This window comes from Microcoleus sp. CAWBG640 (genome assembly GCF_020883015.1).
GTDB lineage: Bacteria > Cyanobacteriota > Cyanobacteriia > Cyanobacteriales > Microcoleaceae > Microcoleus > Microcoleus anatoxicus.
Map to the genome: position 1 here is coordinate 43,989 of NZ_JAHRFC010000002.1, position 22,944 is coordinate 66,932.

Genomic DNA, 22,944 nt, shown 5'->3' on the forward strand with positions numbered 1-22,944 from the left:
GAGACACAGCACTGCTGTGTCCTCGTATCTCAACCAGATCCGTAGGGACACAGCACTGCTGTATCCTCCTATTGCGATCGAGTTAGCCCGTCCTGGCAATCTTATTATACTAAAAAGCGTTTTACTATAATAAGATTTCAATTCAGCCGTCTTATTTCACTGGACTAACATAAGACACCAAGAGCTCAACTTTAAAAAGGTTGCTGTATAAGCATTCCTCCTTCTTCCTTCTACTTAGCAGACTAGAGCAATCCCAAAAAATATCTAACAAATTCGGCAAAGGTGTGGGATAAATTGTAAGGTAAAGGTTTTGAGGGTAGAGGAAGTCGGATGGCGAGGCAAAAGAAACCTGACCAAAGGGCGATCGAGCAGTACAAGCACGAAAACCAACAAAGAGTCAATAACCCACCCGTCGGACTGGTTACGCCAGACACCGATCCAGATGGGGATAGCAAAAAATATGCCTACGATCCTCACCTCGATCCTCAGTTAGTTTGGGCTGGCAAAGCGGAACATACCAGCTTTGAAGTACCAACAGTCTCGCTGCACTCCCGCAGAAATGATAGTTTATTTATTAAGCTTCAGGGCCTCCAAAATGAGAAAAATTGGTAAAATCAAATGGTTCGGTGGTCACAACAATAAAACTGGCCGCCAAAATGACTTTGGATTTATTGCTTGTGAAGGCAAACCCAATGATATATTTGTACACCTAAGACAAATCAATTGTTCGGCAACTGCTTTAATAGAAGAAACAATCGTTACTTTTGAAGTAATTACTAACTTCCGAGACGGCAAAGAAGAAGCTAAAAACTTGCGCTTATTGATTGACGAAACCGATACAGAAATTATTACTTTTTGTGCAACCAATAAAGATTCAAATTTATGGATTCCTGTATTTAGTAAGTATTTTGCTAATTTTTCGATTGATGAAGCCATTTTATTAATTTTTCAAAAACTTGAAACTCTCTCAGAGGGCGAAATAGTTTCGTTTGTCCGAACTCTCCCAAATCAGATCTTATTTTCCCATAAAGCTCGAAAAATCAGAGAAACTTTGGCAAAAGACGAACATTTAAATTTATGTGTCAAAATGTTCAATGAGCGGGTAAGCTTGCTAAAAGATTACTCATTTAAAGAGGAAATAAATGCCACTATTGAAGGCGCAAGCGTTCAATTTGTGGAGAAAATATGGGAAAATATTCCCAGTGAATTATATGTAGATGTTCCTGAACAGCGCCAACGTTTTAATCTAAAAATACACGCTAGATGCTTAGTCAAGCTAATTCTTGACTCCAAGGATGACCAAAGTAAAAGTATTTTCCTAATGGAGCTAAGAGAGTGTTTAAAAGAAGCAAATAAAGATGAATTTTGGGAAATTATTCCAGATGAAATACTCATTTATGAACAAATTTGGCCTATTACCATCCCAAAGCGTCGCGTTCGTATCCTTGTAAACAAACTTGAGAAAACTGAAAAGGAAAATCATAAAAAAATCATCAGTGAGCTTGTAAAAACTATTGCTAAAACTTCCATAAATGAGCATTCAATCTTACTTTTAGAAATTCCAGAATGGCTGAAAGAAAATGAGGCATTTTTCCCTTTTAAAAGTCCAGTTGAACAAGTTAATTTGGTCTGGGATTTGATCGAAGCTGGTTTATGGTCGTCAGCTTGGCCTCGGTTTTCAAAAGAAGCAAAAATTATTTGTATTTATCGTGTCTTAAAGTATAAAATCAACACAAATACCTTTTTTGCGGAATTAGAGAAGTTAAAAACAGAGAAACCAGAGAATGAACCGCTAGTCAAATATGTGATAAATATTTTGTGGGCTAAGGATCGTCCAGCTAGAAGAAATGAAGCTTTCCAAAAATCACACGAATTTCTTCAAGAATGGGTGATTGAGCAAGCATGGAATTCAACTGAACCGTTGAATCTTTACCCAATACTTCCTGTTTGCCAACCTAAAAAAGTTGACTACTGTGAAGGAAAACCCTGGCCAACAGAAGAAGATAAAGCATCAGGTGCAAAAAAAGTATCTCGTGCTTTCTGTCCGCGAGCAAATAAATCCTGTAGTTTATTTGAGCCTAACACGGAAAGAAATTTTAGCTTTGGTTTGGAAGGCGCTCGTCTTTACGCTGAATGTACGCAGGATTGGAAAGATTGGTCTTTGTTAGAACTTCTGCAAGCAACAGGCGTTGTTCCAAGTCTTCCAGATTTAAAATCTGATGAGTATGTGCAAAAGCTATCTGGTTGGATAAATCGTCTTAATGAAATTCGGGATAGACTCAAATGCTCTGTTTGCAGCCAGACAATGACGCCTAACGATAAATATTCTAAGGCTCTTGCTCGGTATAATATGACAGTTGCTTCGTGTAAAAAAGGCAATGGTCACGATCGAAATATTTATTTTAATCATTGTTGGGCTTGTTACCAAATAATTGACAGTAGAGAGAGTAAAATTCAACTAGACGGCTTATACATTTGCATTCACTGTGGAAGTGGAGCGAAAAAAAGTCTCAGTTATTCTCAGGGAGATATATGCCCAAAATGTGGAACCGCAGAAATGAAACAAAAGGAAGAGGGATCTAGGTTTATTCAGTGTTCCTCATGCCAGCATACAATTCGCCTACCTGCCCAACAGCATCTAACTGGATATAGATGGCGAGGGTATAAATTCAAATAGAAATACCCCTCACAATCAAGGTGTCACATTATTAAAAGCACAAATGAACGCAGATTTACTAACAGAAGACCTCAAGAAAAAACGCGCCAGTAATGAAAGTTTCTGGCTGATGGGTCAACCAGATGTTGCCCTCCGCCGCATGAATAGAGGAGAAGATGCAGGTAAGTGGGAAGTAGAAGTTCACGGCTTCGATTACTACAACACCAAAACTGGAAATATCGAGTCTGGCAGCGTTGAAAAAATTGCCGTATGGATGTTAGATATCGATTATGATGGCAGAAGCATTTTCCCGCGTCAGGTTTTCTTCCAGATGGCAGGAGAAAAAGATGCTTGGTCGCGTCTAGCCCGCAATCTGAAAGCCGAAATTGACGAGGATTTAATCGAGTCTTATCAAGGCACTGTCTCGTTGCCTTTTGAGATAGGAGAATATCAGCGCGTTGCTGTCAAGATTGTGGACGATAGAGGCATTGAGAGTTTGAAGATTATTCGATTAACCTAAAGAAACCGGGTTTCTGGGTCGGTGCTATAATGGTTTTAGGTAGTTAATTGGGAGAATATAACTATGACTCTGGCTATCAATAAAAAAGATGTAATTTTAGATAACCTCGAAATGCTAACAGTAGAACAGCAGGATACTGTTTTGGAATTTATTGAGTTTTTGCGATATCAGGCGCAAAAGCAGGAGGAACAGAAAGTTGAGGAAAAACAACCTATTTCTGCTTATGAAGCAGCCCAAGAATTTGCTGGATGTGTTGATTTTGGCCCTGGTGATTTGGCGACAAATAAAGAATATCTAAAAGGAATGGGTAAAAAATGAGAAAAAAAGTGTTACTAGATACAGGGGTGTTAGTTGCATTTATTAATAAAAGAGAAAAGCTACATTCCTGGGCAATTGAACAATGGAAAATGATTGAACCACCTTTATTGACTTGTGAAGGGGTAGTAACTGAGACTTGTTTTCTGCTGCAAGATGTCTATGAAGGTGAGGAGGCAGTGATGAATTTAATCAGTCGAAAAATGATTCAAATTCCCTTTCAACTGAATGATGAAAGCGAAGCGATTAAAGAATTGATGAAACGGTATCAGAATGTACCGATGTCTTTGGCTGATGCTTGTTTAGTCAGAATGAGTGAGTTAATTGCTGGCAGTTGTGTATTAACATTAGATAGCGATTTTCTAGTTTATCGTCAGAATAAAAATCAGATTATAGATTTAATTATTCCGGCTCGGTTATAAATTTAATTTAAAATTAACTAAATCGGTTTATCAGTTAGTAGATGGTGAGTATCAAATTAAGCTATTTCGAGGAGATGAAAAAGTTGAATCGGCAGTGTTTCCAGAGTTAAACTTGACTGCAAAGCAAATTTTTAATGGTGGGTAAGTGTAATGCAGTGATAAATTTTCAACCAACCTGGGAAAGTTAATAATTTGGAGAGAAATAGAATGTCTACAACAATTGAAGAAATTAAGAAGCAGTTATCCAGTCAAAGTGAGCAAGAAAGACTTGCTGCTTTATCAAAAACTCTCAATTATGGTCAACAAGGTTTAGAACTATTGATTGAACAGTCTATCAAAGATAAATCTGATATAGTTAAACAATTTGCCTACAGAGTTTTTCGGGGTGATAATTCTTATTTGAGGGGAAATACACCAGAAAGCTTAACACCTTGCCCAACAGATGTTATTACTTCTCTGGCAATAAGTCCAGATAATACTATTTTAGTAGGAGGGAGTTGGAAAAAGATTTGGGTATGGAATTGGAGATGGAAAGGGCGATCGTAATTTTAAATTATTACAAGAACAATGGAAATTTTATCAGTATGATTATCTCCCATATAGAGCTGAAAAATTGGCGCAATTTTCAGTCAGTGAATGTTGATTTGCGCGATCGCGTTTTTCTAGTAGGCCCCAATGCCTGCGGTAAGTCAAACTTCCTCGATTCATTGCGCTTTTTGCGGGATCTAGCCAAAGCAGGAGGCGGATTGCAGAAAGCTGCGATCGATCGAGGTGGCGTCTCCAAAATTCGCAGTCTTTATGCACGTCGATATCCAGATGTAGAAATAGCAATTCACCTTTCAGAATCTAATGCCGAACAGCCATTATGGAGGTATGAACTGGGAATTAAACAGAGAAAAGGCGGTAAAAATGAGCCGATTGTTGCCTACGAACGAGTTTGGAAAGGCGATCGGCAAATTATCGATCGCCCTACTAAAGAAGATGAGAACGATGAGCTACGTCTCACCCAGACTTATTTAGAGCAAATTAATACCAACGCAGAATTTAGAGAAATTCCTAAATTTTTAGAATCGATTTTATATTTACATTTAATTCCTCAGTTAGTTCGCCATCCCGAAGCTTTTGCTACTCCGGGACTTTCCGAAGATCCTTTTGGGAGAACTTTTTTAGAGCGAGTTGCTAAAACTCCCGAAAAAACTCGAAAAGCGCGATTAAAAAAAATTGAAGATGCTTTAAAATTGGCTATCCCACAATTGAAAAACCTTACAGATACCAAAGATGTGATGGGGGTTCCCCATTTAGAAGCTGTTTACGAACATTGGCGGCCCGGAGCGGGAAAACAACGGGAAGACCAATTTTCTGACGGAACTTTACGGTTAATTGGCTTATTGTGGTCGCTGTTAGAAACCGATTCATTATTGTTACTAGAAGAACCAGAACTTTCCTTGAATTCGGCAATTGTTAGCAATCTACCGTCTCTGATTTATCGCCTTCAGCGTCCGAGAAAGCGACAGGTTATTCTCAGTACCCATAGTGCCGATCTGCTCTCAGACAAAGGTATAGGTGGCGAAGAAGTCTTGCTAATGACACCGACTCCTGAAGGAACTCAAGTAAAACTTGCCTCAAGTAACGAACAAATAAAAATGCTACTAGAAGGAGGTTTAAGTATAGCGGATGCTGCACTTCCTCTCACAGCACCGCCCGCGATCGAACAACTCAGTTTATTCAAATGACGGATATTCCCATCAATCTAGTGTTTGAGGATGTACTCAGTGAAGCAGTTCTTAAAGAAATGCTGAAACAGTCTCAACGTCCATTTTTAGTTGGATCTCGCTCGAATAAGAAAGGATTTGGCGACATTAAAAAGAGCCTTCCTGCATACAATAATGCGGCTAAGAGAATGCCTTACTTAGTCTTAACTGATTTGGATAATGCAGACTGCCCGTTAGTAATTCTGTCGGAGTGGTTAACTCAAGCAAAACATCCTAATCTGCTGTTTCGGATTGCGGTTAAAGAAGTAGAAGCGTGGTTGCTAGCACATCGAGAAGCATTTGCTGAATTTCTGGGTATTTCAGTAGACTTGATTCCTGCTGATGTAGATAAAGTTTCCGACCCCAAACAGCTTTTAATCAATTTGGCTAAAAAGTCAAAGAAGCGAGAACTGCGGGAGGGGATTGTCCCCGATCGCAATAGTACGGCAAAAATTGGCAAAGATTATAATGGTCAACTTATTCAATTTGTCAATCAAAATTGGCAGGTTGCGTCAGCACAGACTAATTCCGCCAGTTTGGAACGGGCTATGAATGCACTCATAAATTTTCAACCAACCTGGGAAACTTAAGGATAAAAAAATAGAAATTATGTCATCCGAAACTATCAACCAACTTATCATTAATTCCCCCTACGAAGAACCCAAACAATATTGGCACTACGATCGCACTTCTCGCCTCTTCAACCGTGCAGAGGGAAGAAGACCCGCAGGCTATATCATTGCTTCCGAAAGCTCCAAAACCTTCGACGATCCAGGCAAATTTGTCGAAATTCCTCTAGTCAACCAAATTCGTCCCCGCGTCAAAGCTTGGTGCGATGAGGGACACCCCGGCGTTACAGGCATTACCAAACGTCTGCTAGAACACTGGCACAACTCAGAAGAACGCGACTTTCCCTTCTTTTTCTGTCAGTTAGAAGCTATAGAAACCCTAATCTGGCTAACGGAATCCCCCCCGTCTGCAAAAGTTGGCATCGACATTCCTTCCGATGGGGGAAACTTCAAACGTCTCTGTTCCAAAATGGCAACAGGTTCCGGGAAAACAATCGTCATGGCGATGTTAATTGCATGGCAAATTCTGAATAAAGTTACCTATCCCCAAGACTCCCGCTTTTCCAAAGCTATTTTTGTCATAGCCCCCGGCCTTACAGTTAAGAATCGTCTGCAAGTTCTGCTTCCCTCTGCTGAAAATAGCTACTACGAAATTTTCAATATTGTTCCTCTGGGCTTATTCGATCAACTTCGTCAAGGCAAAGTTTTAATCCGTAACTGGCACACCCTCAATTGGGAAACTGAGGAACAAATTAAAAAGAAAAAAGGAGTTGATAAACGTGGTGCAAAAAGTAATGAAGCCTACGCACGGGAGGTTTTAGGTGAACTTGCCAACTCCAGCAACATAGTTGTCATCAACGACGAAGCACACCACGCATGGCGCATACCTGCTGAATCCAAAGTTAAAGGTGTCAGCAAAGAAGAATTAGATGAGGCAACTAAATGGGTTGGTGGGTGCGATCGCATTCACCAAGCTAGAAAAATCCTCACCTGTTTTGACTTTTCCGCCACACCCTTTGCCCCGTCTGGTAAAAAAAGCTCAGAAGAAGCTCTCTTTGGCTGGATTGTCAGCGATTTTGGCTTAAATGATGCGATCGAATCTGGCTTAGTCAAGACTCCCCGCGTTGTGATTCGCGACGATGCAAGACTCAACGTGCAAGATTTCAAATCCCGTCTTTACCATCTTTATCGAGATCCAGAAGTTTACGATGATGTCAATCGTAAAGCCAAGCCCAATGAATCGCTTCCTGATTTGCTCAACAACGGCTACCTCTTACTCGGAAAAGATTGGCTGGAAACTGCGAAAGCATGGAAAGAATCTGGGCATAAAGTTCCACCAGCAATGATTTCGATCGCCAACCGTACCGAAACTGCTGCCCGAATCAAATACGCCTTTGACCATAACAAAATTCAAGTCGAAGAACTCTGCATTCCAGAATACACCTTACACATAGATTCTAACGTTCTGAAAATGGCAGAATCCCAAGAGGAAAGCGCTGAAATACAAGACACCAACCCAGAGACTGCCGAAGATGATAACTCTGATGATGAACCTATTCGCAAACTTTCCAAGAAAGAACAAGCAGAACTTTTACGGCAAATGGTGGATACGGTTGGTCAAGTTGGAAAACCTGGAGAACAAATTCAAAATGTTATTTCTGTTGGGATGCTGTCTGAAGGTTGGGATGCCAAGACTGTAACGCACATTATGGGGATTCGCGCATTCACCAGCCAACTTCTCTGCGAACAAGTCGTAGGTAGAGGTTTACGGAGAACTACTTACGACATCAACCCAGAAACTAACCTACTTGAAGCCGAATATGTCAATATTTTTGGTGTTCCTTTCACATTTCTCCCCCACGAATCTGATGAAGGAACTCCGCCTCCGCCCCCTACTCCTAAAACTGAAATTAAACCAGATCCTGAAAAGCAGCAGTTTGAAATAAGCTTTCCAAATATCGTTCGCATTGATTACATTTATAAACCAGAACTCAAACTAAATATGTCTCAAATTGAGACTTTACAGTTAGATGCCTACGACAATAGCACGCTAGCAGAACTTGCTCCTATTGTGGATGGCAAACCAGATGTGACTAAAATTAAGGCGATCGACCTAGAAGATTTAGGTCGCAAATTTCGGATGCAAAAAATTGCCTTTGAGGTTGCTAGGGACATCTTCGACCAGATGAAACCGGCTTGGAAAGGCAATCGAGAATACTTACTGGCAAAACTGATTCGATTAGTTGAAGAATTTATACACTCAGATTTTATCCAAATTACTCCGCCATTATTTAATCGAGACGAAATTCGACGGCGTATCCTGATCACTCTTAATCTGAGAAAAGTCGTTCAACACATCTGGAACGCTATTTATTTAGAAAATACAGAAAGAATTGAACCAGTTTTTGATCCAGTTCATCCAATCCGATCTACATCTGATATGCGTTCCTGGTACACAGGTAAACCTTGTGAGTACACTCGTAAATCTCACATCAACTGCTGCGTCTTTGACAGTACATGGGAAGCCAGCGAAGCCTACGAACTCGATCGAGAAAGAAACGATCATATTGTGGATGCTTGGGTAAAAAACGACCACTTGGGATTTGAAATTCTCTATATTTTTAATGGAGTTGTTCGCAAATATCGACCCGACTTTATAGTTCGTCTAAAAAATGGCAATTTCTTGATTTTGGAAACTAAAGGACAACCAACTCGCCAAGATGAAGCTAAATGGGGATTTCTCGATCGGTGGATTAAAGCTGTTAACCAGCATGGTGGTTTTGGTTATTGGCAGTATGATGTATCCAGAAATCCGGCTGATGTTCGCTTAATCTTGGAAAAAGCTGCACTATTCAGTTGAGATAAAGTTACTATAATATAGTAGGAGCGGATGAGTAGACCCGACACCTACCCACAAACTATGCAACCCATCAAAATCACCACATTCCAAGCTTTGCGCCGCAGTCTGGACCTCATAATCCAAGCCGCACCAGTAGAACTCCGCAATTTAATATTACTCAACGTCATCCGCGGTGCTGCCCCATCTGGCGTGTTATTTTTAGATAAATTAATTATTGATGAAGTATCTCGGTTGCTGTCGCAAACCCAAACAGCACAGCCCTTTGCTTTGATGCTTTCCCAGCCAATATTGCTGTGGAGTATTGCCGGAGTCTTAAGTCTTAAATTAGTCGGCGATTCCATCGATAGCATCAGTTCCTTTACAGTAACATCTTTGCGCGATCGCCTTCAAGGCGCAGTTGAAGGAAAAGTCCTCGAAAAAGTCGCCAACTTCGACGATATCGCCCTGTTTGAAAACCCCGAACTCTTAAATATTGTAGAACTAGCAAAAACCGGAATATCGAGAATACAGCAACTAGCATTCACCATCAGCATGACAATCACAGGAATTTTTATTTTTATTCCATCTGTCAGCCTTGCTGCTGCTATAGCTTGGTGGGTTCCTCTGGTGATATTAATTTCCTCAATTCCCTCAATTTACATCGAAAGAAAATATACTAAACTTATCTGGAAAATTCAAAAAAAGCAAGCTAAAATTAGTCGAGAAATGAATTTATCTGCTAGAGTATTAACAGGAGAAGAATACGCTAAGGAATTGCGTTTGTTTGGCTTGCAAGAACTTTGGCTCAAACGTTGGCAAGGTCAGTTTGTGCAGTATTTTAGCGAGATGCAGGCAATTAGAAAAAAGGGAGCAATTGTTGTACTGTTGTGGTCAATTATTAGTAGAATAGGAGTAGCTTTGCCCTTTGTTTATATAGTAATGGGAGCTTTGGGCCGGCGCTATACTTTGGGAGATTTGGCGCTGTATTCTGGTTTGATTGTCCAAGTCGAGCAAAGTTTGCAGTTACTGATTAATAATTATACTAATTTGTACGATATTGCTCTCGGTGTTAGTCCGATTTTTCAACTGTTGGATCTGAAACCGGAATTGCAATCTCCCCTTGGGGATGTGGTGTCTCGCCTCCCTAGTTTACCAGAGGGCAGCCAAGATAGTCACCCCACAACAGATAAAATTGGCATCGAAATTAAGCATTTATCTTTTTGCTATCCCGGTAGCAGTAAAAACACAGTTACAGATATCAACTTAACCATTAATCCGGGTGAAATGCTGGTGCTTGTCGGGGAAAATGGCGCGGGTAAAACCACCCTTGGCAAACTCCTCGGCAGACTGTACGATCCGACAAGTGGTTCGATCGCCTGGAATGGCAAAGATTTGCGATCGTACTCTCTAGCATACGTGCGATCGCGCATAGCAGTTGTCATGCAGGATTACGCCCGTTTCCCCTCCACAGTTCGAGAAAACGTCGGTTTCGGTGACTTGCTTTCCCTCTCGGATGACACTGCAATTAACGAAGCTATTTCCGAAGCAGGAATTAGCGCCAAAGTCAATACTTTGTCCGCAGGTTTAGAGACTCCGTTGGGGAAACAATTAGAAGACGGCATCGACTTATCGGGGGGACAGTGGCAGAGAATCGCGATCGCCCGCGCCCTGATGCGGCTTGACACAGCCGAAGTCCTAATTTTTGACGAACCAACCGCCGCCCTCGACCCCAAGACAGAACACGAAATTTACAGCATCTTCCGCCAAATAGCCGCCGGGAAAACCACGATCGTGATCAGTCACAGATTGGGCTTAGCAAAAATAGCCGATCGCATCGCCGTGATGGAAAACGGTAAAATAGCAGAAATAGGAACTCACGACGAATTGATAGCATCAAACGGAATTTACTGCTCGATGTTCACCCGTCAAGCCAGCAGCTATATTTAGAGTTAAACAAACAGTCCAACCGGGGTTAAAACCCCTGTCTCATAGCGAAAGTCGGTTGAAACCGACTGGGGAGATATTGCAATGCAATGCTTGTTCAAAAATCTGTCTTTCAGTCCTCTTTGAGAGGACTTTCGCTATGAGACGGGGGTTTTCAACCCCCGGCGGAATTGTGGGTTAGCGTAAGGATTTTGGGCGCGAATGACTAATGACTAATGACTAATGACTAATGACTAATAACCAATGACCAATGACTAATAACCAATGACCAATGACTAATAACTAATAACTAATAACTAATAACTAATGACTAATGACCAATGACTAATGACTAATGACTAATAACTAATAACTAATGACTAATGACTAATGACTAATGACTAATGACTAATGACTAATGACTATCTCCCAGTCAGCGTATCCGCATAAGGATCGGGCAAAGCTTGCTGCACCTCCACAAGCGACAAAGCATCCCCAGTCAACTTTGTACTGCTATTTAAATAATTTTTTTTTACCCCATCACCCTTGCGATCGCGCTCTTGCAAATGCGATAATTCCTCTTGATAAACAGCCACAATCCGCGCCAAACTCGCAGCCAAATCATCCCAATTATCATCGGAACCCAACTTCTCAGAAATCCCCTCAAATAACTCTCCAGCTTGCCTTTTTTGCACGTAAGCTTTCAAAAGCTTTCCCGACTTTTGCAAAACCGCCTGATAAATGTCCCCATCAGACCACCACAGTCCCTGTTGACTCAGCAGCCAAGTCAAAATATACTCGCGAGCGTGTTGCTCCTTCACCCAGGCCGCGAGATACTGCAAATCTTCCATAGTGACAGTCTCCTAACTTTTATCGAAAATTTTGGCTAATTTGTATCTACCGTTACTGCGATCGATTTAATATCTGCTTTATTATCACCCACCGATCTCTTTAATATCCCTTAAATCTTAAAAAAACCCTACTGATTCACCAAACATCAATTTTTAGCATATAAAAATACACTTAAACTGACATCAAGTCTATTGTTCGATACTTTCTGTCCACAGGAAAGCGCTAAACCCCGCCTCGCTTTCCTCTCTCGCAAACCTATCATCAAACGGAACCAGCGGATTACTTAGCATGACAAAGCAAAATTTTGGTTTAATCGGTCTAGCAGTGATGGGCGAAAACCTAGCGCTCAACGTCGAAAGCAGAGGCTTCTCCGTAGCGGTGTACAACCGCACAGGAGCTAAAACCGACGAATTCATGGCGAAACGCGCCCCCGGCAAAAACATTGTAGCCGCCAAGACTCTGACAGAATTCGTCGATGCCCTAGAAACCCCGCGCCGCATCTTAGTCATGGTGCAAGCGGGCAAACCAGTCGATGCAGTCATCGACCAGCTCAAACCCATGCTGTCACCGGGCGACATGATTATTGACGGCGGTAATTCCCTCTACGATGACACCGAACGTCGCACCAAAGATTTAGAAGCTGCCGGACTGGGATTTGTCGGCATGGGCATCAGTGGCGGCGAAGAAGGCGCGCTGAATGGTGCTAGCTTGATGCCCGGTGGCACCCACGCTGCTTACGCCATACTAGAGCCAATTCTGACTAAAATTGCGGCTCAAGTAGATGACGGTCCCTGCGTCACATTCATCGGTCCTGGTGGCGCTGGTCACTACGTGAAGATGGTTCACAACGGGATTGAGTACGGGGATATGCAGCTTATTGCTGAAGCCTACGATTTGCTCAAAAACGTGGCTGGATTGGACGGTAAGCAGTTGCAGGAAGTTTTTGCCGAATGGAATACCACTGACGAGCTCAACTCGTTTTTGATTGAAATTACGGCGAATATTTTCAAGTACATTGACTCGGAAACTAAGCAGCCCTTAGTTGAGGTGATTATGGACGCAGCGGGCCAAAAAGGTACTGGCCGCTGGACTGTAATGAGTGCTTTGGAATTGGGCGTGAGCATTCCGACAATTATTGCTGCTGTGAATGCCAGAATCATGTCTTCTTACAAGGCTGAGCGTGTCAAAGCTTCCCAAGAATTAACGGGGCCTACCGCCAAGTACGAAGGCGATCCGAAAGAGTTTGTTAACAAAGTTCGGGATGCGCTGTACTGCTCGAAAATTTGCTCCTACGCCCAAGGCATGGCGCTGTTGAGCGCGGCCTCGAAGTCGTATAATTATGACCTCAGTTTGAGCGAAATTTCCCGCATTTGGAAGGGTGGCTGTATTATTCGGGCTGGCTTTTTGGACAAGATTAAAACTGCTTTTAAGGACGATCCTGCATTGCCGAATTTGCTGTTAGCGCCGGAGTTTAAACAGAGCATTCTCGATCGCCAATCAGCTTGGCGGGAAGTGTTGTCTGCTGCTAGCACCCTGGGGATTGCAGTACCGGCATTCAGCGCCTCGCTGGATTATTTTGATAGCTACCGGCGCGAAAGATTGCCGCAAAACCTCACACAAGCGCAGCGGGATTATTTCGGGGCTCACACCTACGAGCGCACCGACAAACCGCGCGGTGAATTCTTCCACTCTGAGTGGACTCAGGCTGCTGAAGAGTCGCTGCAAACTGGAACTACTGATTAATTAGTTTTTGTAGGGTGCGTTTCGGCGCACCTTACGAATTTATCTGGGGTGGCAATATGTTAGATTTTATATTAGTAGCCGGTCTAGTTATCACTGCGGTAAGTATGATTCTTGAATGGATAGATACATTCAAAGAAGAAGAGTCAAGAAAACGTTTATCAGACAGTGGTATTTGGGAAGTGGATCTAATGACTGGAAAAGAGTTTGAGAATTTTCTAGCTATCCATTTTAGAAACTTTGGTTATAGTGTCACTTTAACTCAACACAGTCAAGATTATGGTGCTGATTTAATTTTGTATAAAGATGGGTCAAAAACCGTAGTGCAAGCAAAAAGAAGTAAAAATCCAGTAGGGATTAAAGCAGTTCAAGAAGTAGCAGGAGCCGTCAGACATTACAAGGCAAATAAAGCCAGAGTCATCACCAACAACAGATTTACAAAAAACGCTTACAACCTTGCTAAATCTAACAACGTAGAGTTATGGGATCGCAAAAAACTAATCGAGTTTATCCTGATAGCTAAGAATTCAGGAGTTATGCACTCCGACTAAAGAAACCGGGTTTTTACCGAATCTGCTGGCTGCAACCTGTGTATTTTGGTGAAAAACCCGGTTTCTCAACCCCCATGTGTAAGTCTTAGACTAAGCTAAATTATATATAAAAATCAATCATGCTACAAATTTCTAATACTGTGTTTATTCCCGATCGCGAAATTGAGATTAGTCCAATTCGCTCTCAAGGCGCAGGCGGCCAAAACGTAAATAAGGTGGCGAGTGCAATTCACCTGCGCTTTGATATCCCAGCATCGTCATTACCCGATCGCTACAAAGAGCGACTATTACAAATCAGCGACAACCGCATTACCTCTGAAGGTGTGATTGTGATTAAAGCACAGGAACACCGCAGCCAAGAACAAAACAAGGAAGAAGCCTTAAAACGACTGCAAGAATTGATTAAAAGTGCGATCGTCATACCCAAAAGGCGCAAACCCAGCAAAGCAACTCGTAGTTCCCAACGCAAGCGTCTCGACAGCAAAACCAAGCGAGGGGAGATTAAAGCAATGAGAGGGAAAGTCACGGATTGAGCGATAATATCAAATTTTAATTATCATATAATTGTAGGTAAGTATTGTTAGTTTGAGGAAAGAGCAATGACAACTACTGCAAGTAACGAGCCGACGCTAGCTGACGTTATTGAAAAGCTAGACAAGTTATTAACAGTCAGCGGAAATAAGCCGATCGCCCAAACTCACCAAACCCAACAAACCTACCAAACTCTAGCATATTCAGCGATCGCCTCACACTATACCAATTTCCCACACACCGCATCACCCGATCGGACAAAATTAAATAGCCCGATCGCAGATTGCAGAAACTGCATTCACCAAGGCACACTTTACTTATCGGTCATCGGTCGGTTATTTTTACTACAAACCCCACGGCTGGTGTGGGAGACTCCTCCGTCACACCAGCCAGGTTTTTTTATATTAGTTGTTAGTTGTTAGTTGTTATTGGTTATTTGTTATTGGTTATTTGCTATGTTATGATACAATTATCCCACAATATATTACATTTAGTCAACCAAACCATTAAGAACTACCCGTGAGCAATCCACCAAAAATTCTCGCATTTGCCGGAAGTACCCGGACAGCATCTTATAACAAAATGCTGGTCAAAGTAGCAGCGACTGGGGCTAGAAACGCAGGGGCAGAAGTCACCTATATAGATTTGCGAGATTTCCCAATGCCCCTATTTGATGAAGACTTAGAAGCAGCAGAAGGACTTCCTGACAATGTTCTGAAATTCAAAGAATTGATGATAGCACATCAAGGACTTTTGATTGCTTCCCCAGAATACAACAGTTCCATTACCGCAGTGCTCAAAAATGCGATCGATTGGGCATCTCGCCCGCAACCCTCAGAAGCAGGGCTGGCTGCTTTCAACAATAAAGTAGCAGCCATTATGAGCGCTTCTCCCGGAGGTTTAGGAGGTATGCGGGGATTGGCTAATTTGCGATCGCTTTTGGAGAATATTAACGTCATGGTGATTCCCGATCAAAAAGCAATTCCCCAAGCTTTTCAAGCATTTAATCCTGATGGTACCCTGAAAGATGCCAAACAACAGGAAGCCGTACAACATCTGGGTGGTAAACTTGCTGGAATATTGGGAAAACTCAGCGCCTAAAAGAGTATTTAATTTCCCAATTTTTTCTGCTTCCAAGCCTCCACAAACGGCAAAAATATCGACACCAACTCCTGCCGATTCATCACCAAAGTCGGATAAGAAACCCTAGCGTAATTTTTCCCCACTTCCAGGGGGAAAATTGCCTGGGAATCCAGCGGTAGCCAAACCGCACCCGCAGCTTTCACAATTACCCAACTCCCAGCAATATCCCAAATTTTGGGAGTAGCTTCCACACCTCCCAAAACCGCACCCGAAGCCACAGTCAAAAAATTATAAGTAGCCATTCCCAACATCCGTACTTTGCTGGGAAGATGAGGCCCAATTCCCACACTACGGGAACACAAATTAAACAAATGATTACCACTCATTTTATCCGCAGTGGGACGAATGGGCTTCCCATTTAAAAAAGCACCTTGTGGGATATCTGTCAAGAGATTTTTTTCGACAAAATCTCCGGCAAAAAAACCATGAAAAGTTTGACTCAATGGTGGCAAATGTACGCAGCCAAAAACCGGAGTTCCGCGATACAATAAACCCAGAGAAATCCCCCAAATTGGAATTCCCCTAGCAAAATTAGTGGTAGCATCTACAGGGTCAACAATCCAACACCATTCAGTATCAGGGAAAACGTGTTCTCCCTCCTCGCTCAAGATACCATGACTGGGAAAAGTAGAGGCGATCGCGCTTCTAATCTCCGCATCCGCCCAATTATCAGATTGCGTCACCAAACTCCCGTCGTCCTTCTCATCGGCTTGCGTCGTACCAAAATCTTGTAACAACTGCTGTCCAACGCGATCGACAGTATCTTGTGCAAAACTTAAAATAGAATCCCAAAAATCTTTCATTGCTTATTGGTTATTTGCGGTGCCCTGAGCGTAGTCGAAGGGTTATTGGTGATTTGTTATTGGTTATGGGTTATTTGTTACTACAGCCAACAGCCAACAGCCAACAGCCAAACCTTAGTCTAGTTCATTTTCGAGAATAGTGGCGATCGCACTTTTAGCATTATCCTGAAACTCCTGCACATCAACCCTTCCCAACAGCCAAACAGCCACCACCATACCCAGCGCCGGCACCATAAACACCAACCCATAAGCCAGCATCGGCACCCCAAACAAACTCCTGCCAAAATCCAAAATAGCACCACCGCTAACCGTCGCTACACCCCGCGCCATAGCCTGAGACAAACCCCAAGCCCCAATAAAAGTCCCCGCAGTTTCCGCCGCAGTCAAATCCAACATCAAACTCAAAGCCCCCGTCGTCGTAATACCCGAAGCCAGCCCAAACAACATTAAAGCCAACTTAAACAAAATCGGATTACCAGTAAATCCCGATAAAATAATTAAACCAAAACAAACCGCCACCGCCAAACAGCCCAACCTAATCGTATTTTGCTTACCAATTCGCGGCACAATCAAAAAACCCGTGGCGCTTAAACCAAACAGCACACCAGTACCATAAATAGCATTCAACCGCGTAGTTTCCGAAATCGGCATCTTAAAAATTTCCCCGCCATAAGGTTCCAAAACCGCATCCTGCATAAACAAACAAATTGTCATAATCAGCAGGAAAGTAAAAAATAAACCCGTTTGGCGACTAGCAGTCAAAATCCGCAACGCACTTCCCAGAGTAATCTTATCTTCTCGATTAACTGCCGACGATCGCAATCCATAGCGCGAATACTTTTTCTCAACCCCAAAAGTAGAAACCCCCACCAAAAACAAAACCAGCGCCGGCACCTTCACAAACAAACCATTAATCGAAGCCTGCAAAACCTCCCGTGGGACATCCCCATCAATTTGTTTAAGCAAACCGCTGCTAACAATCGCCCCAATAATAATACCAACCATCAACATCGACCACACAACACCAACCAACTTGGATCTATCTTCCTCATCCGAAACATCCACCAACAAAGCAGCAAAAGGAGTCGAACTCGAACAAATCGCAATACCATAAACTGCAAAAATCAAACCCAACAAACCCACCCAACCATAGGTAGGAGTAGTCCATCCCACAGCCTGCAAACTATCGCCTAAGCGCCACATCACCTGCACCGCCAAAAAAGCCGAAATCACAAACAAAAACCCACCCAGCCACACATAACCAGTGCGGTGATGGCCAAACAAAGGCTTAGCATCAGACATTTGTCCAAACCACACCCTAGCCGGGGCGACAAACTGGTGCATAGCCAGAGTAGTAGCCACCACAGTAGCCGGAATCGCCAACTCCTTAATCATCACCCGATTGAGCACCCCCAGGGTCAAAATCGACATCATACCCAACCCCATCTGAAACAAGCCCAGGCGGAACATAGTCAGCAGGTTAACCCTTTTGAACCCAACAGTGGCAGAATCTGTTAATCTTGAATCTGGTAAACCGTCGATCGACATAACTATTCAAATAAATACAACATTTGGATTTATCGTACCTGAGATATCGCAACTCGTCCCCATTCTTTCCCAGGCTAGAAGCTGAAATCGGATTATTCGTATAAATTCATATAAAAATAAAGAGAATCAATAACTGTGGATTTACCAACCGTGACAACCATTACCCTAGGACAAAACGGCCCCGCCGTCATTCCCCTCTGCGTCGGAACTTGGGCTTGGGGGGATAAGCTATTTTGGAATTATGGCAGCAACTACGGCCCGGCAGAAGTAGAAGCAGCATTCAAAACATCCCTAGATGCCGGAGTCAACTTTTTCGACACCGCCGAAGTTTACGGTAACGGCTTGTCTGAAGAATTACTAGGGCAGTTTATCAAAAAAACCAGCCAACCAGTACAAGTAGCCACAAAATTCGGTCCCGTACCTTGGCGCATCACCGGAAAATCAGTTTCCGAAGCCTTGAGTGCTAGCTTAAAACGCTTGCAAGTAGAACAAATAGCCCTCTACCAAGTACACTGGCCATTCTCATTTTTACTGAGTCAAGAAACCCTAATGAACGCCTTAGCGGATGAAGTGAAAAAAGGCAGAATCCAAGCAGTCGGAGTCAGTAACTACACCGTAGAACAGATGCGCGAAGCCCACAAAATATTAGCAAATAGAGGCGTTCCTTTAGCCACAAATCAAGTCCGTTACTCCTTGCTATCGCGACAAGTAGAAAAACAAGGAATTGTCAGCGCAGCCCGCGAATTAGGAGTCACAATTTTAGCTTATAGCCCCTTAGCCCAAGGATTGCTCACAGGCAAATATAGTGCAGAAGAACAACCTACAGGTGCTCGTAAATTTGACTCGCGCTTCAGCAAAACAGGCCTCAAAAATATCGAATTAGTCATGTCCACTCTGCGGAAAATGGGCAAAAAGCGCGATCGCACCCCAGCCCAAGTAGCCCTCAACTGGCTAATCGCTCAAAAGGGAGTCATCCCCATTCCCGGCGCAAAAACAGCAAAACAAGCCGCAGAAAATGCCGGTGCATTAGGCTGGACTTTGAGCCAAGATGAAGTCAACCAACTAGAATTAATGACTCGTCCTTGGCAAGAATCAATCAGTTGATTTTTGACTGATGACGGTTAACTGTTCACTGTAGGTTCGGTTTGAATTCCCTCTACCTAACCTACAGTTCATGGCAGCATCCCGATTTGGTAAGGGCGAAGCATTCCGGCTATAAATCTCTGGTTATCACTAATAAATTTTCTGCCGTCAGGCTTCGCCCCTAGGAATATATTTGAAAAACACAGATGCACCCCAGTTCATTTTTTTGACTCTTCCTTCTTACGCTGATATAAAATCCTCTATTCATCGTCCTGTATTAAACTCTCTCTTCTCTTCCTTCGCGTCCTTAGCGCCTTCGCGGTTAAATCATTCCAATACAACCGGAATTGATATCACTCATGACTGCTGACTACAGATTTATTTTTTATGAAAAAACCGTTAAAATTTAAATTACTGGCGATCGCACTATTGCTATGCTTATCACATACATTAACGGCTTGTAGTTTCCTCAAAAAACCCTTTGAACTGCCCCCATCGGCCACAAAAGAACCCTGGCCAGTTCAAACAGGCCTCCGAGTCAACATCCTTCGCGACAACATACCCATTGTTAACCGCATAGTTTTAGTACCAGACGAAGCCACATTCTTAGCAGCCATCCAAAAATGGAACCTCAAAGGACATTGGCCAATTCTGATCGAAGATAACAAATATACGCCCATGTTTCTCCATCGCTTCCAAGCCGATGAAATAGTCCGTTTACCCAGCATCAAACAGCAACTGCCAAAAACTCAAAAACTTCAACAATTGATGCTGAAAGCATCAGCAGCAGCCTGGAATTGCACAGATTCTCAAACTTTAAAAGCGAAATGGATGGAGTTGGGCTGGGAACCGCCAGGAGTAGTAATCACATCTGAAAACGATCCAGCAAGGACAGCAGCAGTCGCCTTAGCCGCCGCCCGCGGTCAACCTTTAGTATTTTTAGAAGGTAACTTCGGAAAGCCTAATGATACTCTCAATCAGCAACAGTGGCAAACTCTGCAAACCGCAGTTACCACAGCAGTCGAATCTACTGGATATGTTTATGCTCAACTCGGCGATGCGATCGACACTTTGACCATGGTACGCCAATTAGCAGTCAAATATCAATCCCCAGACCAACCAGACGAACAATTAGCCGTTACTGACGGTTTGGGGCGTCACCCCAACGGCGATCGCTGGGCTGTCGCCGGCTGGATTTACGGTGCCTCAGTGCGATCGATTTATCAAGTCATGTGTTCCATATTTCTCGATGCTCAAACAGCTATGCTTTATGATAGTTACCCCCAGGAAGGAAGTTGGGCAAAATATGAAATGAACTCAGCAGCTAGCGGATTAAAAACACTAGATTTGGAAGTAGAATTAGTGGAAAAACCCGAATCTAGCCTCAACACATGGCGAACTTTAGCATCAAAACCCTGGGAATTTGACTTGATTTTGATGAATTCCAAAGGCTATCCAAATTCATTCCAAGTTGGCAACGGCGATGCTTTAGTAAAAGACATCCCACAACTCAAATTTCCCGCAGTGGTGCACATGATACATAGTTGGTCTGCCGCAGCACCAGATGATAAAAACACCGTTGCTGGACGGTGGTTAGAAAATGGCGCTTATACCTATGTTGGTAGTGTTAATGAACCTTTGTTATCGGCATTTATTCCGCCGAAATTAATCGTAGACCGACTTTTGCGATCGGCTCCATTTTTAATCGCAGCGCGGCAACTACAATCTGCTCCCTGGAAAATTACAACTATGGGAGATCCCCTAATGTCGATCGGCAAACCGAAACCAAGAATTCCGCCTACTCAACAACCAATCTAAACAACACTCTAAATGCGTAAATATACTCAAGCCACCTTCTTGCCCAATTCCTGAAAGATTAAATGTAGTGAGGCATACAATCTCCCACTCAAATTAGGAGCTACTCTGTTAAGTGCCTTTCCCACCAAGTCACCACCACAAAAAATCCTCTTTAAAATCACTCTTAATTTAGTTGTCAATTCCCCTAAAATCACTCAAAATTAAAATAAGAAATAAAATGTAATATTTATCTAAATTCTTACAGAAGAATTAATCCCTAAATGAGACTCCTCCATCCTGTAGACTTGGAGCCGCCCGGCCCAACCGCACAAACTCCCGATGCTTCCCTGCTGAGCCCGATATTCAACCGCTTGCACCCCAGTCCCGAAACCCTCTTGCTCATCCTCTCCCTAGTCATCGGGGGAGTCACTGGTGCAGGTGTCATCACTTTTCACTATCTCATCCATCTGATCCACACCCTGATGCTGGAAGACTTCATGGGGGTAATTTCCTCTTCAGGGCCTTGGACACTAGCCTGCATTCCCACCCTTGGCGGAGTCGTCATCGGCTTAATGCGCTGGCGGTTTCGGGATTTTGGCCCCAATATGTCTTCCCTCATCGCAGCCACTCGCGGGTTGCAAGAACTATCCCCCCTCAAACCCATCACTAAAATGGTGGCCGCCTCCGTTTCCCTAGGCACCGGCGCTTCCCTGGGCCCAGAAGCCCCCAGCGTCGAAATCGGCGCCAACTTTGGAATGCTGCTGGCTCAAGTTTTGCAACTTTCCCCAGAAAGGCAGCGCTTGCTCCTGGGTGCTGGTGCCGCCGCCGGTTTATCTGCCGGTTTCAACGCTCCCATCGCTGGAGTATTCTTTGCCCTAGAAGTCGTCCTCGGCAGCACTTTCGCCACATCCTCAGTCAGTGTTGTTTTGCTAGCTGCGGTAGTTTCGGCGCTTTTAGCTCAAATTTGTTTGGGCGCTCAGCCTGCTTTTGCTTTGCCTGTCTATGATGTGCGTAGTCCCTTAGAATTGCCTTTTTATATGGGATTAGGGGTTTTGGCTAGTGGTGTCTCCCTAGCCTACACCGAGGCCATTCAATTGGCAGAACGTTGTTTTCACGGAAAAGTCCTGGGATTTGGTTGGCTGGGACGAGTGCCGAGGCCGATTCACCCAATTATCGGTGGTGCTTGCGTTGGTTTAGTAGCTTTGGTGTTACCTCAAGTTTTGGGGGTTGGTTACGAAACTGTTCAAGCCATGCTTCAAGATGTTGAGTTTTCTTTGCCTTTGTTGCTGCTGTTGTTGTTTGTGAAACTCGCGCTGACAGCAATTAGCCTGGGTAGCGGTTTGGTTGGTGGCATTTTTGCTCCGGCGATGTTTTTGGGTGCTTCCCTGGGTTCGGCCTATGGCATCTTTTTGACGATGGTGCCTGCCTTGGCCGATCGCGTTGCTGGACCTCCTGCCTATGCCATGGTGGGAATGGCTGCGGTGCTCGCCGGTAGTGCTAGAGCGCCTTTGACAGCCATTCTGTTGATGTTTGAATTGACTAGAGATTACCGGATTGTTTTGCCTTTGATGGCGGCAGTCGGATTGAGTGTTTGGCTGGTGGAGTGTGTTAATCGTCGATCGCAAGCCCACAGCCTCAACCTTCAGCAAATGGGCGTAGATGTTGCCGTGAATACACCGATTAAGGCAAGGGAACAGTTGCAGGATTGGGAAGATGCACTGGGCGATCGCATTGTCACCGAACTGATTTCTTGCCAAATTCCGATCGATGAGGAACACCACAGTGATGAGCCTGTGTTGGCCATGGCTAATGCACATTTGCCGGAAAATATCAAGCTATCACCTGAAACAAAATCAGCAGTTTGACAGAGATAAAATACTAATGTTACCTCTACCACCTAA

Annotated in this window: 21 protein-coding genes and 1 pseudogene; 19 read left to right on the forward strand and 3 right to left on the reverse strand. The window is 43.4% G+C overall.

The features are described 5' to 3' along the window. The first annotated feature begins 330 nt into the window (after nt 1–330). The 11 genes and pseudogenes from AAFP11_RS01560 (at nt 331) to AAFP11_RS01610 (ending at nt 11,019) form a co-directional block, all read left to right on the forward strand. Nucleotides 331–612, forward strand: coding sequence for a hypothetical protein (locus AAFP11_RS01560; protein ID WP_341735432.1), 282 nt, complete (start codon nt 331–333; stop codon nt 610–612). Further along, on the forward strand, nt 596–2,677 hold the full coding sequence (locus AAFP11_RS01565) for a cold shock domain-containing protein (RefSeq protein ID WP_341735433.1): 2,082 nt from the start codon (nt 596–598) through the stop codon (nt 2,675–2,677). Before AAFP11_RS01560 ends, AAFP11_RS01565 begins: the two co-directional genes overlap by 17 nt. A gap of 43 nt (nt 2,678–2,720) precedes the next feature. Next, nucleotides 2,721–3,176, forward strand: coding sequence for a hypothetical protein (locus AAFP11_RS01570; RefSeq protein ID WP_341735434.1), 456 nt, complete (start codon nt 2,721–2,723; stop codon nt 3,174–3,176). Between the two features lie 63 nt (nt 3,177–3,239). After that, nucleotides 3,240–3,494, forward strand: coding sequence for a DUF2281 domain-containing protein (locus AAFP11_RS01575; protein ID WP_341735435.1), 255 nt, complete (start codon nt 3,240–3,242; stop codon nt 3,492–3,494). Continuing rightward, a complete protein-coding gene (locus AAFP11_RS01580; protein WP_341735436.1) occupies nt 3,491–3,913 on the forward strand; it encodes a PIN domain-containing protein in 423 nt (140 codons plus the stop codon). The genes AAFP11_RS01575 and AAFP11_RS01580 overlap by 4 nt, the downstream gene beginning before the upstream one ends. Nucleotides 3,914–3,923: 10 nt before the next feature. Then, a pseudogene (locus AAFP11_RS01585) lies at nt 3,924–4,058 on the forward strand (Uma2 family endonuclease); the annotation flags it as partial. A gap of 62 nt (nt 4,059–4,120) precedes the next feature. Beyond that, nucleotides 4,121–4,459 (forward strand): GUN4 N-terminal ARM-like repeat domain-containing protein, encoded by a 339-nt coding sequence (locus tag AAFP11_RS01590; protein ID WP_341735437.1) that lies wholly within the window; start codon nt 4,121–4,123, stop codon nt 4,457–4,459. Beyond that, nucleotides 4,429–5,646: an AAA family ATPase gene (locus tag AAFP11_RS01595; RefSeq protein ID WP_341735438.1), complete on the forward strand. Its 1,218-nt coding sequence runs from the start codon at nt 4,429–4,431 to the stop codon at nt 5,644–5,646. Before AAFP11_RS01590 ends, AAFP11_RS01595 begins: the two co-directional genes overlap by 31 nt. Next, complete coding sequence (locus tag AAFP11_RS01600) at nt 5,643–6,254, forward strand: hypothetical protein (protein ID WP_341735439.1); 612 nt, start codon at nt 5,643–5,645, stop codon at nt 6,252–6,254. Before AAFP11_RS01595 ends, AAFP11_RS01600 begins: the two co-directional genes overlap by 4 nt. Before the next feature lie 19 nt (nt 6,255–6,273). After that, nucleotides 6,274–9,093 carry a DEAD/DEAH box helicase family protein gene (locus tag AAFP11_RS01605; RefSeq protein ID WP_341735440.1) on the forward strand — a complete coding sequence of 940 codons (2,820 nt, stop codon included), beginning with the start codon at nt 6,274–6,276 and terminating at the stop codon, nt 9,091–9,093. Between the two features lie 30 nt (nt 9,094–9,123). Next, nucleotides 9,124–11,019: an ABC transporter ATP-binding protein gene (locus AAFP11_RS01610; protein ID WP_341735441.1), complete on the forward strand. Its 1,896-nt coding sequence runs from the start codon at nt 9,124–9,126 to the stop codon at nt 11,017–11,019. Nucleotides 11,020–11,417: 398 nt separating this feature from the next. On the opposite strand, the gene AAFP11_RS01615 is transcribed toward AAFP11_RS01610, so the two are convergent. Beyond that, entirely contained in the window at nt 11,418–11,846 is a 429-nt protein-coding gene (locus tag AAFP11_RS01615; RefSeq protein ID WP_341735442.1) for a hypothetical protein, read from the reverse strand. Nucleotides 11,847–12,135: 289 nt separating this feature from the next. On the opposite strand from AAFP11_RS01615, the gene gnd reads away from it, so the two are divergent. The 5 genes from gnd (at nt 12,136) to AAFP11_RS01640 (ending at nt 15,770) form a co-directional block, all read left to right on the forward strand. After that, on the forward strand, nt 12,136–13,590 hold the full coding sequence (gene gnd / locus AAFP11_RS01620) for a decarboxylating NADP(+)-dependent phosphogluconate dehydrogenase (protein ID WP_341735443.1): 1,455 nt from the start codon (nt 12,136–12,138) through the stop codon (nt 13,588–13,590). A 56-nt stretch (nt 13,591–13,646) separates the two neighbouring features. Continuing rightward, nucleotides 13,647–14,138 (forward strand): restriction endonuclease, encoded by a 492-nt coding sequence (locus tag AAFP11_RS01625; RefSeq protein ID WP_341735444.1) that lies wholly within the window; start codon nt 13,647–13,649, stop codon nt 14,136–14,138. 119 nt (nt 14,139–14,257) lie between these two features. Further along, on the forward strand, nt 14,258–14,671 hold the full coding sequence (gene arfB, locus AAFP11_RS01630; RefSeq protein WP_341735445.1) for an alternative ribosome rescue aminoacyl-tRNA hydrolase ArfB: 414 nt from the start codon (nt 14,258–14,260) through the stop codon (nt 14,669–14,671). Between the two features lie 66 nt (nt 14,672–14,737). After that, nucleotides 14,738–15,091 (forward strand): hypothetical protein, encoded by a 354-nt coding sequence (locus AAFP11_RS01635; RefSeq protein ID WP_341735446.1) that lies wholly within the window; start codon nt 14,738–14,740, stop codon nt 15,089–15,091. 97 nt (nt 15,092–15,188) lie between these two features. Continuing rightward, complete coding sequence (locus AAFP11_RS01640) at nt 15,189–15,770, forward strand: NAD(P)H-dependent oxidoreductase (RefSeq protein ID WP_341735447.1); 582 nt, start codon at nt 15,189–15,191, stop codon at nt 15,768–15,770. A gap of 8 nt (nt 15,771–15,778) precedes the next feature. Here the strand turns inward: AAFP11_RS01640 and AAFP11_RS01645 are convergent, their stop codons facing one another. Further along, nucleotides 15,779–16,615 carry an inositol monophosphatase family protein gene (locus AAFP11_RS01645; protein WP_341735448.1) on the reverse strand — a complete coding sequence of 279 codons (837 nt, stop codon included), beginning with the start codon at nt 16,613–16,615 and terminating at the stop codon, nt 15,779–15,781. 114 nt (nt 16,616–16,729) lie between these two features. Beyond that, on the reverse strand, nt 16,730–18,163 hold the full coding sequence (locus AAFP11_RS01650) for a BCD family MFS transporter (RefSeq protein WP_341735449.1): 1,434 nt from the start codon (nt 18,161–18,163) through the stop codon (nt 16,730–16,732). Nucleotides 18,164–18,313: 150 nt separating this feature from the next. On the opposite strand from AAFP11_RS01650, the gene AAFP11_RS01655 reads away from it, so the two are divergent. From AAFP11_RS01655 to AAFP11_RS01665, 3 genes are all read left to right on the forward strand, one after another. Beyond that, entirely contained in the window at nt 18,314–19,267 is a 954-nt protein-coding gene (locus tag AAFP11_RS01655) for an aldo/keto reductase (protein ID WP_341735588.1), read from the forward strand. A gap of 366 nt (nt 19,268–19,633) precedes the next feature. After that, nucleotides 19,634–21,064 carry a hypothetical protein gene (locus tag AAFP11_RS01660; RefSeq protein WP_341735450.1) on the forward strand — a complete coding sequence of 477 codons (1,431 nt, stop codon included), beginning with the start codon at nt 19,634–19,636 and terminating at the stop codon, nt 21,062–21,064. Between the two features lie 260 nt (nt 21,065–21,324). Next, on the forward strand, nt 21,325–22,908 hold the full coding sequence (locus AAFP11_RS01665; RefSeq protein WP_341735451.1) for a chloride channel protein: 1,584 nt from the start codon (nt 21,325–21,327) through the stop codon (nt 22,906–22,908). Nucleotides 22,909–22,944: the final 36 nt, after the last annotated feature.